Source organism: Pseudoalteromonas undina (assembly GCF_000238275.3).
Taxonomy (GTDB): domain Bacteria; phylum Pseudomonadota; class Gammaproteobacteria; order Enterobacterales; family Alteromonadaceae; genus Pseudoalteromonas; species Pseudoalteromonas undina.
The window spans coordinates 488,996-501,558 of the sequence record NZ_AHCF03000004.1; the positions used below are offsets into that span (position 1 = coordinate 488,996).

The following is a 12,563-nucleotide window of genomic DNA, read 5'->3' on the forward strand; positions in this document are numbered from 1 at the left end:
AAGGATATTAAATAAAATGTTATTAAGAGTGTTTACATTTATTGGTGTTTTATTTTCTGCTAATGCAATTGCAGCTATTGGCAAAGGCCATGTTAGTGGAAAAATCACGAATATTACCAGTATTAGTTCAGGGTTACTTGAACGTATTAATGCTAACAAAGTGCCTGAATATCGCACTAGTGGCTGAGTATAGATGATAATTAAACAAGAGAATGCTGTAATTACTATTTAGCACTTACTACATAAATATTAAAATGTATTTGACTGCTCATTTTTCGATTTAGCCCTGAAACGACTGCCAGCTTATTCAGTATATTATTATAAATTTTGAGTTATTTTAAATTAGAAGAGACTGTATATGAAAATAATAACAACTACGGTGATGCTTCATATTTTATTATTCACGTCGCAAGTTATTGCTAATGAAACTTCGCCTAAAAGTACTATAGAGCGGTTTGTTTCTTATTCGAATTATGGAAGCGGAGATGTATTTGTTTCTCTTGAATACAATGGCTCTATATGTAACTACGGTTATTATCTAAATAAAGAAGACCAAGGCTTTGAAGCTAATTACAGTATGTTGATCTCTGCTTATCATGCTTATGCGAAAGTTATCTTGATTGGATTAGATAAAGGTGAAAAATGGTCAGGCTCTGGTAATACAGTGTGCAAGCTGTATTCGGTAGAACTTGTTAAATAGTACTATAAATATTGCTACTCATATCTAATTAGCAAAATAACGTAAATTGTGCAGCGTATAAGCTTAAGGTTATTAACAAATGAAAAAAGTATTGGTAGGGCTAACATTAGTTTTGTTCAGCTTTTCAACGTTCAGTTCTGTGACAACCACAGATAAAGGAGCAATAACAAAGCTATTTGCTTACGATGATTACGGCGCTGTAGCTAATAGAGATGGTGCAGATATTGCTGTTTGGATTAAAACTGGTATTGCAGGTTGTGATGACGGCGTTTGGCTTTCTCCATCCGCTCCAGGATATAATACTATAAGCTCTTTTTTGCTTACCGCTTATACAACTAAGCAGCAAGTAAGGTTTCAAGTATACCCTGATAAAGTTTGGCAGGGCTCTGGTTCAAAACTGTGTCAAATTGATGCTATTAGGTTTGAGTACTAAATATAACAAACGCTTTGGAGCGTTAATAATTTTACTCATTAACATATTTGTAGTTTAGGTTTGTTTATAAGGAATAATTTTGCAAACATTAAAAATTCTATTCATCTTATTTATAGGGCTTGTGCCAAGCCTTGTAAATGCGGCTCAGCCTACTTGTCATTCTAGTAGTGGTGGTTATTGTAGCTATACGGGAAAAGTTCAAAGGATCTATATAAACTCTGGTAATTTAATATTGCTATACTTTGATACACCTCTTCCTTCAAGTGCTCCCGCCAGTATAGGCTTAAATATTACAAGGTCTGGTGTTGGTGCTGCGGCGCTTAGGGTTGAATCAAATCCTGACTTTGCCAAATTATTTTATTCAACAGCTTTAGCAGCTCAAGCCTCAAATCGTGACATTACCATACAAATGAGGGGAATAACTTCGGGTTATCTGACTATTGATAGAATTTGGCTAGCAGCAGCTGAATAAAAGTGTAATAAAAAGGCACAAAAGCCCTGCCACTTTTAGGCGAGCATGTGTACCTAAACTATATTCATTGATGGAATGTAAGTGAATTTCTCGCAAGAAATTTATAAAGTAAATATAAATAAGGATATATTTAATGAAAAATAGTGTAATGCTATGCGTATTTTTAATGAGTTTCACACATGCTGTTAAGGCCGGTAATTGGACTAAAGCAGCTGAACCTTCACGTATAGATATTGAACGTGGTAATGGTGTTATGGTTTATGGAACATTTGGTAACCCAGGAGCATGTAGTACCAGCAATAAAGTATTCATCGAAAAATCCCACCCTCAATACGATAAAATCTATGCCGCAGTGTTGACGGCTTTTACAAGTAACAAAAAAATAACGATATATATCCATGAATGTAAACCAGTTACTTGGTATGCAGTAAAAGAAACAACTTTTAATACACTTACATCAGCAGGTGCTATTAATATTACAAAATAGTTTAACTTAATCTTTTTGATAACAGCCATTTAAATTCGAAAATGTAGATCATATTGGGTAGTTTAAATTTTGTTTAAACTTTTGAGCAGTGATTTTACTTTTAGATTTAAAAGTTTTGTTATAAATAAACTTCTGGTGGATTATAAATGTATAAAGTTGTTATGACATTATTACTGTTTTTTTCATGTGTTACCTACGCTGACAGCATTGGATTTGGCAAGATTGCAGGTATTAAACAGTATGCTTTTAGTAGTACACAAAATATAAAAGTGTTTTTTCAGGCTGATGCGACACTAATTAATGAAACTTGCAAAGAGAGTCAAAGGGTATATGGCGTTATTACAGCCAACAATCATGATGCTGAGATAATTGATAGAATGTTAAGCTTAATTATGACGGCCTATGTTGCTAATAAAAAAGTTCGATTACATAGCGAAGATAACTCATGTGAAATAGGTTTTGTTTCATTACAGGAAGAGTATTTTTAAAGTTAAATGCATTTTTTTAAGGAATATAATGAAAATTCTAATAGGGCTGTTATTTACAATTTTTGCTTTTGATGGGGTTGCAGCCACAACTGCAAAAATAGAAAGGATACTCATTTATGAACAAGGCGATTTAGTGTACGTGTATCCTGAGGGAGGAGTTAAAAATCCCCCTGCTTGTCATGGCTCTAATGGGGATTACTTATCATTTAGAATGTCACGGCCAATGGCTAAAGAATACTTAAGCGTACTCATGATGGCTTTTGTTGCGCAAAAAACGGTTATATTTACTACTGAACAAAAATGTGTAGATCAATCTGTATCAGATACGATTCGGTATTTTTCTGTTATTAGATAAACAACAACTAACTTAAATATAGGAAATTAAATGTTTATTAGAGTTTTAATCTTTTTTGGCTTTTTAATAGTCTCTACCCCTGTTTTTTGTGGTGAGTTAGTTAGAGGGGCTACAGTTACAGAAGTAGCAAGTAGTAGTAGTAATATGGATGTATTCTATTTAAAGCTTTCAGGGGGGACAGGGCCCTGTGCAAATAGCTCTGTTATATTTCCTGCTATTAAGTCTCAGTCAAAAGAATCTTACAATCAAGCATTTTCTATTGCTTTAGCTGCTGTAAGCTCAGGTAAAAAAATACGGGTTCATAACTATGAAGATGATAGCTGTCATGGCGCTAACTTTATAGGGATATCTTCTAGCTAGTCGAATAAATATACATATCATAATAGCTTCAATTAATTACATATTTTTTTATTAAAAATTTTAAGGAAGATTGGAATTGAAAAATTTAATAGGCATGTTTTGCTTAATTTTCTCAACTAATGCATTTGCTGTTTTTCATTGTGTAGTGGATGTAAAAAGAGTACTTATTTATAGTACAGGTATTATTAATGTACTTCATACGGGCCACGATAGCTATACTAATATCTGCAACTTAAAATCTACTTGGAAAGAGGTAGATCAAATAACCTGCGCAATGTGGACTGGGTTGCTTCAAAACTCTCAGGTGAATAACCAAAAAGTTATTTTTTATTACTCTGGGGAGGGAAGTTGCGCTGCTCTTCCGACTTATGGCGCCACACCTGCACCTGTATATATTGGTACAGTAAAACCATAATAAATTTCAACTAAAACTAGTTATATTTCAAGGTTTATTGCAATCATTATTAAATATAGGGAGCTTGTATTTGCTGTCGCTTCCTTATTTAAAACTTATTGAGTATTTTTTGCTTCTTCTTCACTTATTTGCTTAAGCGCTTGAATAAACGACTCACTCGGCTGCCCACCGGTAAGCGCATACTTATCATTTATAATGAAAGTAGGCACTGAAGTAATACCCATTTGCTTAAAATTATTTTGCTCTTCGCGAACCGCTTGTACGTATTTATCTGAGTGTAAAATATCACGGGCTGTGTCTTTGTTAAGGCCCACACTTTCTACCACATCCAGTAATGCACCTTCTTGATTTAAATATTTTAAACCGGTGAAGTGTGCTTCAAAAAACGCCAATTTCAACTCAGTTTGCTTGTCTTCTTCACGAGCCCACATTAGCAAGCGGTGAAGATCAAAGCTGTTGATCATGATGCGTTTACCGTCAAAATTAAAGGTAAACCCAGCTCGCTCACCCGCATCTGCCATGTTTTGACGATTTCGCGCGCTTTCTTCTTCGGTTAAGCTGTATTTTTGCTGCAAATGCTCGTCTAAGTCTTGCCCTTCAAGTGGCATATCTGGATTAAGCTCGAAAGGGTGCCATGTAATATCCGCACTCATTTCCACTTTTAGCTCGGTCAATGCGGTTTCTAAGTTCTTGTAACCGATAATACACCACGGGCACATTACATCTGAGACGATATTTATTTTAAAGTTTTTCATAGGAGTCCTTTAAGGATTGCTTTGTAATAGCAATGGATATTGGGATAGAGCCTACCTTATCAATATTTAAACAAAAAGAGCAACGAAAGTGCTACTCTTTTATTGAATGTTTTCAGGTTAGCTGTTTAAGCCAAACGGGTCGTCAATGCTATGACTCGGTTGAGTAAACCAGCGCGGACCGTCATCTGTCATGTAAAAATGATCTTCTAATCTAACCCCAAACTCATCTGGAATAACCAGCATGGGTTCGTTACTAAAACACATGCCTGTGGAAAGCGGGGTTTTGTCACCGCCAACTAGGTATGGCCATTCGTGAATGTCTAAGCCAATACCATGGCCCGTACGATGCGGGCAACCTGGTGTTTGGTATTCAGGGCCTAAGCCTTGAGCTGCTAAGTAACTGCGAGCGGCTTCGTCAACCGATTCACAGGTTTCGCCAAGGGCTGCTTGATTGAAAGCTGCTAACTGTGCCGCTTTTTCAAAATCCCAAAACAGGCGTTGTCGGCTGGTTGCTTCACCAAACACATAAGTACGCGTAATATCAGAAAGGTAATCGTGCACTTTACATCCAGTATCGATGAGCACCATGTCGCCTTTTTTCAAAATTTGTGGATCTTTTACGCCATGTGGGAATGAGGTGGCAAGGCCAAACAATACAATACAGAAGTAATTACCTGGGGCACCTACTTTTTGATGGGCTTTTTTTATGAACTCTTCGACTTCTATGGTGCTAATTCCTTCATATAGCATGCTCGCTGTAGCCTGATGAACCGCTAAGGTCATATCCATGGCACATTGCATTAATGCTAATTCATTGGCTGATTTATGCATTCTACAATGCGCAGTGACTGGTTGTGCGTTCACCAGTTTTAACCCTGAACTGGCTTTATTGATACCATCAAAAATAAAAAACTGTGCGCTTTCATCAATACCAACGGTAGCGGTGTCGCTAATATTGAGCTGCTTAAGCACTTTAACACATAGCTCAAATGGGTTTTCATGCTCTTGCCAGCCGTGTATTGGGCCATCAATAACCTTAAAGCCATTTAAAGAGCCAATTTCAAAATGTGGAGCAATGTATTGCACATCACCTACGGCAGGTAAAATAGCGCCAACAAGTCGTTCACTGGCATACCATTTCATTCCGGTGAAATAAGTTAAGTTGGTACCTGCGTTTAAATAAATGGCATCAATGTTGTGCGCTTGCATATAGGCTTGTGCTTTGGCCATACGCGCTAAATACTCATCGGCCTGAATTGGCGTTACTGAGTGAGTCATATTACTTAAACTAGCAAGTGCTTGCTCGGGTGTGTGAGTACCAATACCAACTGTGGTCATATATTTCTCCTACAAAATTTTGCATAGTGTGTAGGTTTAACAGTTTAAATTCAAACTAATTGCGATTAGTGAACAAGAGGCTCAAAAAGTGGGGGTGGGTTATCAAGTCACTTATCGAAAGGACTTGATAACCTAGGGCTATTTTTTCGCGTAGGGTAAGCGAGTGAGCTTATTTGCCGTGTGGTAACTATCTAATCCGGTTACTGCAACTGTGTCGATGGCTTGTAAGTCTAAAAAGCCATCACTTTGGAGTGCTGATTCATCTACATACACATCCATTATTTCACCAATAACCAGCTCAGTGCCATTAACTGCTAGATGTTGATTCTCTACAAATTTTACCGCGTATTTAAGTCGACTTTGTGCAACAAATGGAGCGTTAAACTCATTTAAGTATTCTGTTTTTAACCCCGTAGCATCAAACTCAGACTCATCTTTAGCGTAACGTGCCGAGGTTTGGTGAGCTTGCTGGTAAATGTCACTATTTACTTGATTAATAGTGTAAACGCCTGTTTCTAGAATATTTTCAAATGTATGCCTTGGTACGCTGTGCGGGCGCATGATCATGCCAACAAGTGGTGGGTGTGCGCCTAAATGAATAACCGAACTAACGATGGCTAAATTGGTATTACCTTGCTCATCCTGTGTGCCTATTAAGTTAGCACTTTTAAACCCTGACAATGAATTTATAAAATGCGTACGTGTGTGCTTTTCAAGCGCGGCTATGCGGTCTTTGGAAAAATGCATGTGTTAATTCCTTACCATTTTATGGTATTTCCTTGCCAATCTAGGTAGGCAGGTTCGTTGTTAAGTTCTAATTGTGGATTTTCGTAAGTAAATTTAAATAATTGCTGGGCAACAAACTCAGGGGTAAACAGTTTATCTGCAGGAACATTTTTTTGAAATGGCTTAGAAAGCTGTGTATCTGTAGTGCCTGGGTGAAATAAAATCAGTTTAGTATTTTTAGCGCGACGAGCAAGCTCAATGGCGGCTGTTTTAAATAGCATATTAAGTGCTGATTTTGATGCGCGATAGGTATACCAACCACCTAATTTATTGTCGTTAATGCTACCAACACGAGCGCTTAAAGCGGTAATTGTGCAGTGAGTTTTGTGGTTAAGCAGCGGCACTATACTTTGTAAACACAGCAGGGGTACAAGCGAATTAGAGTGCATAAGCTGCATAAAATAATCACTGTTGATTTCTTCAAGCTTTTTTTCTGGCATGTGCTGGTCGTTGTGTAATTGACCATTAAATATAATCACTTGAGCTATATCAACTTGCTGAGATTTTAACGACTCGGTTAGCTCGTTTAGGCTTTGCGCTGAATAGTCGCTCTGAAAATAGTTTACGTTTATGTCGCTGTGATTAATGTTCGATGAGCTGACACAAATAATATTAAATTGTGTTGCTTGTTGGTTTAAGTGATTAACGTAAGATTGGGCAATGGCGCTACTGGCGCCAAATAAAATCACTGTTTTCATTTTTCACCTTTGGTTTTGATATTACATTGACCTGAGTTGCACTGTGCATTAGGCATTAAAAAACGGCTAATGTGATGACGGTATTTTGCAAAAAAAGTATAAGCATGATCGGCAAAAAAACGAATGACGGGCAAACGAATAATCTTGAGCCAAGGGTATTTGCCAACAGTATGCCAGGCTTGATAAGTCACGTCTAAGCCGTAAATTATCTGCCCATTATCAGTTTGGGCGTGCAGTATATTCATGGCGTATTGCTTATCGATTGCGGGAAAACGCTCACTAAAGTTATCAGAATTTAAATCTTCTAGTGTAATTTTATGATCAACATCGGCACGTTTTAAATGCTGCATCTCTGCATTGCAAAGGGGGCAATTAGCATCGTAAAAAATGATCATGTCATCGCTTTGTGTTTATTTTACATATGGTTTTTTACGAGATGCTGTTGCAAATGGATCTATTAAATAAGTAAACATAATGATATTAATAGGCCTCAAAGAAACAAAGGAGAGCTAAAAATGAGTGAACAATATGCCGCCTTGCGAGGTAATGTAAATTTACTTGGGCAATTATTAGGACAAACTATTAAAGATGCTCAAGGACAAGATATTTTAGATAAAGTAGAAGAAATTCGGGCTTTATCAAAATCATCTCGCAGTGGCAATGAAGCCGATCGTAAAGCGCTTATAGATGTACTGCATGCGCTTAGTGATGAAGAGCTTTTACCGGTTGCCCGTTCATTTAATCATTTTTTAAACTTAGCTAATGTTGCAGAACAGTTTCATACTGTATCACGTTTTAATGATGTTGGTTTTTGCCAACTAAACCCTCTCACTCAAACATTAAAAACGTTAGCTGCAAAGGCCGAACAAGGTCAGCTTAATCATAATCATTTAGCTGAAACCCTCTCAAAACTCCACATAAACTTAGTACTAACAGCACACCCAACCGAGGTGACTCGCCGTACTATTATTAATAAACATGTTGAACTTAGCGATTGTTTAGCATCGCTTGAGCGTACCGACAATCTAGCGCAAGAACGCGAAGCAATCTTAAATCGTATTGCGCAGTTAATTAGTCAAGCATGGCATACTGACGATATTCGTCGTTCACGTCCAAGCCCTGTCGATGAGGCTAAATGGGGCTACGCAGTCATTGAAAACAGTTTGTGGGAAGCGGTGCCCCGTTTTCTACGAGAGTTTAGTCAGCATGTAAAACAGCATTTAAGTTTGGAGTTGCCAGCAGATTACAGCCCGATAGAATTTACTTCTTGGATGGGGGGAGATCGTGATGGTAACCCGTTTGTAACCGCCGAAGTAACCAAGCAAGTGCTCGACCATGGCCGTTGGATGGCACTGGATTTATACCAGCGTGATTTAGAAACGCTCTGTGCTGAACTTTCTATGTCGGATGCCAGCGATGAGCTCATTAAATTGGCTGGGCAAGAGTTTGAACCGTACCGTGCTGTTTTGAAAGATGTTAAAAACCAAGTTGCAGAAACGGTGATGCATTTAAGCGCTAAAATTAAAAATAAGCGCACTGAATCTCAAGATTTAATCACCGATATTAATCAAATTAAGCACCCCATTGAAGTGTGTTATCGCTCTTTATTAAAGTGCAACATGCAAGTAGTGGCCAATGGCTTACTACTGGATATGATCCACCGAGTAAATAGCTTTGGACTGCGTTTGGCAAAACTAGACGTGCGCCAAGATTCGTCGAGACACAGTGATGTATTTTCTGAGCTAACTCGTTACTTAGGTATTGGCGACTACAACCAATGGCAAGAGCAAGATAAGCAGGCTTTTTTACTTGCTGAGCTTAACTCTCGTCGTCCGCTTATTCCTAAGCATTGGCAACCCAGCCCTGAAGTGCAAGAGGTGCTCGACACCTTTGATGTTATTGCGCAGCAAGATGCAAAAACCTTTGGTTTATATATTATTTCTATGGCCCGAACTGCTTCTGATATTTTAGCGGTGCAGTTATTACTTAAAGAGTCAGGCTGCGGTTTTGAACTACCCGTGGCGCCCTTATTTGAGACCTTAGATGACTTAAACGATGGTCATAATGTTATTACTACATTGCTTAATAATGAGTGGTACCGAGGTCATATTAAAAATACTCAAAATGTGATGATTGGTTATTCAGACTCAGCCAAAGATGCGGGTATGATGGCTGCTGGCTGGGCACAATATGAGGCAATGGACAAGTTAGTGCAACTGGCGGATGAACGCGGTATTGAGCTGGTTTTATTTCATGGTCGAGGAGGCACGGTTGGTCGAGGTGGTGCACCTGCTGCACAAGCTTTGCATTCGCAGCCACCGGGTTCACTCAAAGGGGGCCTTAGGGTGACAGAGCAAGGCGAAATGATCCGCTTTAAATTTGGCTTACCCAATGTGGCATTGCAAAGCTTAAACATATACGCGGGTGCGGTGCTGCAAAGTAACTTATTACCACCGCCAGAGCCCAAAGATGAATGGCGCGAAGTTATGGCATTAATTAGTGATGTATCGTGCGAGCACTACCGCAATGTGGTACGCCACGATGAAAACTTTGTACCTTACTTCAGAATGGCAACACCAGAATTGGAGCTATCTAAATTGCCATTAGGTTCAAGGCCAGCTAAACGTAATCCTAATGGTGGGGTAGAGAGCTTACGCGCTATTCCGTGGATATTTGCGTGGAGTCAAAATCGTTTAATGTTACCTGCATGGTTAGGCGCATTAAGTGGACTTAAAGCAGCGCTTGAAAAATATGGGATTGAAACCCTAAGCGAAATGAGTTTGCAATGGCCTTTCTTTCGAGCTCGTTTAGAAATGCTAGAAATGGTATTTAGTAAAGCGGATAGCTGGTTAAGTGAGCACTACGATAATGCGCTGGTGGAAGACATGTATAAACCTTTAGGTGTTGCCTTACGTGAGGAATTAGCTGAGGCGATAACCTTAGTGCAATCATTGAGCCCGCAAAAAAGTCTATTAGCCGACCAACCTTGGATCAAAGAGTCTATTGGGCTTAGAAATCCATACACAGATCCCCTTAACGTGTTACAAGTTGAGCTATTACGTCGCTCTCGTGGCGATGATAAAGGTAATGAAAGCGATATAGATAATGCCTTAATGATCACCATGACGGGGATTGCAGCGGGTATGCGAAATACAGGTTAATCCAAAATTAGATTAGTTTTAAAGGGAACACGCGACGTGTTCCCTTTTTTTACGCTGAATAGGCTGGTATTTCGTTTGCCAACCTTTTACACTACTTGGCCATTGAACAAATAAAAACTATTATGGCTTCAGCAACTTTTAAAGTGCAACATAATACAGCACTTAGCAATTCACACATCTCATTAAACGTAGCGCAAACCCAAGCATTACGTAGTCAATTAAAAACTCAACGCGGTATTTTACATTCAAGCGATATTAAAGCGCTTTGTACTGAACTTAATGTCAGCGAAGATACTTTATTGCAAGGCTTGGTGCCTATGGCTTCTGAATTTTCAGTTGCACCTATTTCCAAGTTTCATGTCGGCGCAATTGTTAAAGGGCTTAATTCACAAGGAAATACCACTTTTTACTTTGGTGCCAATGCTGAGTTTGATCATCAAGCACTTAGTTTAGTGGTGCATGGTGAGCAATCAGCAATTAATAATGCGTGGTTAAATGGCGCTAAGAAAGTGCTGAAAATAGCCATTAGTGATGCACCATGTGGGTATTGCCGTCAGTTTATGAATGAATTGGCTGATGCAAAAGAGCTTGATATTTTACTGCCAGCACAAAACTTTAAATTAGCAGAGCTATTACCGCATTCATTTGGACCAACCGATTTAGGCAATGAGCACAGCTTATTTAACCCAGCAGAGCAAACTAAGTGCTTTAAAGAGACAGACCTTGATGAAAAGCTGATGAGTTATGCTTTAGCGGCTTATGTTCCATACAGTCAAAATTACAGTGCGGTAAAAATAAGCACGTTAGAAAATGGTGACTTTTATGGCAGCTATGCTGAAAATGCAGCATACAGCCCGAGCTTATCGCCATTGCAAAGCGCGGTGAGTCAATTGTTTGTAGCAGGATTAAGTTTTGATAAGCAAACAGTAAAATCAATTACTTTATTAGAAACTGCTGGTCATGAAAACCAATCAGGGGTAGCAAAAGCAGTGTTAGCAAGCTTTGATAGCTTACCAACACTTGAGGTTATTAGCGCAACATTAGCCAAGTAACACTTTAGCGGCTTCAAGCACCACGGCAACAGACTTTTTCTCAATCTCGCCGTGGTCCACGTTTGGAATTTCTTGACGTGTTCTATTTACTAATACACCTGCAACACAAGCGGCTTGTAAGCCAAGTGCGGCACACATGGTAAATAAAGTAGCTGATTCCATTTCATAGTTCATTACGCCCAATTTTTGCCATTCTTCACAGCTACCTTGTAATGATTTAGGTACGTAGCCAGAATGCGTATCATAACGCTCTTGACCTGGGTAGAAGGTGTCGCTCGAAGCAGTTATACCAATATGGAAATCGATATTAAGGTTTTCACAGGCTTTTACCATAGCTTGAGTAGCAAAAAAATCAGATACGGCAGGATAGCACAGCGGTGCAAAGTGCTGACTCGCGCCATCTAATCGTACCGAAGCTTGGCTAATTAAAATATCGCCTTCGTTAATGTGCGGTTGAATTGCACCTGTTGTACCAATGCGAAGAAAGCTACGTACGCCTAGTTGTGCCAGTTCTTCAACGGCAATTGACGTTGAAGGGCCGCCAATACCGGTTGAGCATACCACTACAGAGTGACCGTTTAATTGGCCTAAATAAATGTGAAACTCACGCGTTTGAGCAAGGCAGGTTGGATTATCTAAGAACTGTGAAATACGTGCTGCACGATCTGGATCGCCTGGAACAATTGCCAGTTTTGCACCTTTTAAATCATCAATACACAGTCCTAAGTGAAATACCTTTTCCATAACTAAGCCTTTTTAATAAGAATTGTTGTCAATTTACCATGATTACGAGAAACATAAGTGAAGTACAGGACGGATGTCCGTATTGACTTAATTTGATTTATTCACCAACTCTGAATATTCAATCAATGGCAAAAATTACTAGAAAAATGAGCCAGTTGACTTGTTTGCTCAGACACTATATTCATACCTCATAGCAAACCAATAGCTAGGCTAAAGAGTCGTTAGCTATAATTTAAATTGTTTATATTCAATTGGTTAGTAAGTGGGTTTGGTTTTTATTTACCACTAACCTAAGAGAGCAAAACAAAGCGCCTTGTGA

The 12,563-nt window shown here is 38.7% G+C and carries 17 protein-coding genes; 11 read left to right on the plus strand and 6 right to left on the minus strand.

Annotation, left to right across the window (positions count from 1 at the left end; genetic code table 11):
- Nucleotides 1-16: 16 nt before the first annotated feature.
- The 9 genes from PUND_RS17060 (at nucleotide 17) to PUND_RS17100 (ending at nucleotide 3,710) form a co-directional block, all read left to right on the plus strand.
- Nucleotides 17-187, plus strand: coding sequence for a hypothetical protein (locus tag PUND_RS17060; RefSeq protein ID WP_157600343.1), 171 nt, complete (start codon nucleotides 17-19; stop codon nucleotides 185-187).
- Between the two features lie 171 nt (nucleotides 188-358).
- Nucleotides 359-700: a hypothetical protein gene (locus PUND_RS17065; RefSeq protein ID WP_010389108.1), complete on the plus strand. Its 342-nt coding sequence runs from the start codon at nucleotides 359-361 to the stop codon at nucleotides 698-700.
- A gap of 79 nt (nucleotides 701-779) precedes the next feature.
- Entirely contained in the window at nucleotides 780-1,133 is a 354-nt protein-coding gene (locus PUND_RS17070) for a hypothetical protein (protein WP_010389106.1), read from the plus strand.
- A gap of 79 nt (nucleotides 1,134-1,212) precedes the next feature.
- Nucleotides 1,213-1,605 (plus strand): hypothetical protein, encoded by a 393-nt coding sequence (locus tag PUND_RS17075; protein WP_010389105.1) that lies wholly within the window; start codon nucleotides 1,213-1,215, stop codon nucleotides 1,603-1,605.
- Between the two features lie 133 nt (nucleotides 1,606-1,738).
- Complete coding sequence (locus tag PUND_RS17080) at nucleotides 1,739-2,092, plus strand: hypothetical protein (RefSeq protein WP_010389104.1); 354 nt, start codon at nucleotides 1,739-1,741, stop codon at nucleotides 2,090-2,092.
- Nucleotides 2,093-2,238: 146 nt separating this feature from the next.
- Nucleotides 2,239-2,580 carry a hypothetical protein gene (locus PUND_RS17085; RefSeq protein ID WP_010389103.1) on the plus strand — a complete coding sequence of 114 codons (342 nt, stop codon included), beginning with the start codon at nucleotides 2,239-2,241 and terminating at the stop codon, nucleotides 2,578-2,580.
- A 28-nt stretch (nucleotides 2,581-2,608) separates the two neighbouring features.
- Nucleotides 2,609-2,935: a hypothetical protein gene (locus tag PUND_RS17090; protein WP_010389101.1), complete on the plus strand. Its 327-nt coding sequence runs from the start codon at nucleotides 2,609-2,611 to the stop codon at nucleotides 2,933-2,935.
- A gap of 30 nt (nucleotides 2,936-2,965) precedes the next feature.
- Nucleotides 2,966-3,295, plus strand: coding sequence for a DUF5992 family protein (locus PUND_RS17095; RefSeq protein ID WP_010389099.1), 330 nt, complete (start codon nucleotides 2,966-2,968; stop codon nucleotides 3,293-3,295).
- A gap of 76 nt (nucleotides 3,296-3,371) precedes the next feature.
- The gene (locus tag PUND_RS17100) at nucleotides 3,372-3,710 is read left to right on the plus strand and encodes a hypothetical protein (protein ID WP_010389098.1); all 339 of its coding nucleotides are present in this window, start codon (nucleotides 3,372-3,374) and stop codon (nucleotides 3,708-3,710) included.
- A gap of 95 nt (nucleotides 3,711-3,805) precedes the next feature.
- On the opposite strand, the gene PUND_RS17105 is transcribed toward PUND_RS17100, so the two are convergent.
- From PUND_RS17105 to PUND_RS17125, 5 genes are all read right to left on the minus strand, one after another.
- Nucleotides 3,806-4,465, minus strand: coding sequence for a DsbA family oxidoreductase (locus tag PUND_RS17105; protein WP_010389097.1), 660 nt, complete (start codon nucleotides 4,463-4,465; stop codon nucleotides 3,806-3,808).
- A gap of 117 nt (nucleotides 4,466-4,582) precedes the next feature.
- Nucleotides 4,583-5,803 (minus strand): M24 family metallopeptidase, encoded by a 1,221-nt coding sequence (locus PUND_RS17110; RefSeq protein WP_010389096.1) that lies wholly within the window; start codon nucleotides 5,801-5,803, stop codon nucleotides 4,583-4,585.
- Between the two features lie 138 nt (nucleotides 5,804-5,941).
- A complete protein-coding gene (locus PUND_RS17115; protein WP_010389095.1) occupies nucleotides 5,942-6,550 on the minus strand; it encodes a flavin reductase family protein in 609 nt (202 codons plus the stop codon).
- Between the two features lie 11 nt (nucleotides 6,551-6,561).
- Nucleotides 6,562-7,287: an SDR family NAD(P)-dependent oxidoreductase gene (locus PUND_RS17120; RefSeq protein WP_010389094.1), complete on the minus strand. Its 726-nt coding sequence runs from the start codon at nucleotides 7,285-7,287 to the stop codon at nucleotides 6,562-6,564.
- The gene (locus PUND_RS17125) at nucleotides 7,284-7,682 is read right to left on the minus strand and encodes a thiol-disulfide oxidoreductase DCC family protein (protein WP_010389093.1); all 399 of its coding nucleotides are present in this window, start codon (nucleotides 7,680-7,682) and stop codon (nucleotides 7,284-7,286) included. The genes PUND_RS17120 and PUND_RS17125 overlap by 4 nt, the downstream gene beginning before the upstream one ends.
- A 120-nt stretch (nucleotides 7,683-7,802) precedes the next feature.
- Here PUND_RS17125 and ppc point away from each other — a divergent pair, with 120 nt between their 5' ends.
- Together ppc and cdd are read left to right on the plus strand one after the other, a co-directional pair.
- Entirely contained in the window at nucleotides 7,803-10,448 is a 2,646-nt protein-coding gene (gene ppc, locus PUND_RS17130) for a phosphoenolpyruvate carboxylase (RefSeq protein WP_010389091.1), read from the plus strand.
- Between the two features lie 122 nt (nucleotides 10,449-10,570).
- Nucleotides 10,571-11,500 (plus strand): cytidine deaminase, encoded by a 930-nt coding sequence (gene cdd, locus PUND_RS17135; RefSeq protein ID WP_010389090.1) that lies wholly within the window; start codon nucleotides 10,571-10,573, stop codon nucleotides 11,498-11,500.
- On the opposite strand, the gene udp is transcribed toward cdd, so the two are convergent.
- Nucleotides 11,489-12,244 carry a uridine phosphorylase gene (udp, locus tag PUND_RS17140; RefSeq protein ID WP_008112319.1) on the minus strand — a complete coding sequence of 252 codons (756 nt, stop codon included), beginning with the start codon at nucleotides 12,242-12,244 and terminating at the stop codon, nucleotides 11,489-11,491. The genes cdd and udp overlap by 12 nt on opposite strands.
- Nucleotides 12,245-12,563 lie beyond the last annotated feature (319 nt).

Coding starts and splice junctions, on each gene's coding strand:
- PUND_RS17060 (WP_157600343.1), top strand. CDS start 17: ATGTTATTAAGAGTGTTTACATTTATTGGTGTTTTATTTTCTGCTAAT.
- PUND_RS17065 (WP_010389108.1), top strand. CDS start 359: ATGAAAATAATAACAACTACGGTGATGCTTCATATTTTATTATTCACG.
- PUND_RS17070 (WP_010389106.1), top strand. CDS start 780: ATGAAAAAAGTATTGGTAGGGCTAACATTAGTTTTGTTCAGCTTTTCA.
- PUND_RS17080 (WP_010389104.1), top strand. CDS start 1,739: ATGAAAAATAGTGTAATGCTATGCGTATTTTTAATGAGTTTCACACAT.
- PUND_RS17085 (WP_010389103.1), top strand. CDS start 2,239: ATGTATAAAGTTGTTATGACATTATTACTGTTTTTTTCATGTGTTACC.
- PUND_RS17090 (WP_010389101.1), top strand. CDS start 2,609: ATGAAAATTCTAATAGGGCTGTTATTTACAATTTTTGCTTTTGATGGG.
- PUND_RS17095 (WP_010389099.1), top strand. CDS start 2,966: ATGTTTATTAGAGTTTTAATCTTTTTTGGCTTTTTAATAGTCTCTACC.
- PUND_RS17105 (WP_010389097.1), bottom strand. CDS start 4,465: ATGAAAAACTTTAAAATAAATATCGTCTCAGATGTAATGTGCCCGTGG.
- PUND_RS17110 (WP_010389096.1), bottom strand. CDS start 5,803: ATGACCACAGTTGGTATTGGTACTCACACACCCGAGCAAGCACTTGCT.
- PUND_RS17115 (WP_010389095.1), bottom strand. CDS start 6,550: ATGCATTTTTCCAAAGACCGCATAGCCGCGCTTGAAAAGCACACACGT.
- PUND_RS17120 (WP_010389094.1), bottom strand. CDS start 7,287: ATGAAAACAGTGATTTTATTTGGCGCCAGTAGCGCCATTGCCCAATCT.
- PUND_RS17125 (WP_010389093.1), bottom strand. CDS start 7,682: ATGATCATTTTTTACGATGCTAATTGCCCCCTTTGCAATGCAGAGATG.
- ppc (WP_010389091.1), top strand. CDS start 7,803: ATGAGTGAACAATATGCCGCCTTGCGAGGTAATGTAAATTTACTTGGG.
- cdd (WP_010389090.1), top strand. CDS start 10,571: ATGGCTTCAGCAACTTTTAAAGTGCAACATAATACAGCACTTAGCAAT.
- udp (WP_008112319.1), bottom strand. CDS start 12,244: ATGGAAAAGGTATTTCACTTAGGACTGTGTATTGATGATTTAAAAGGT.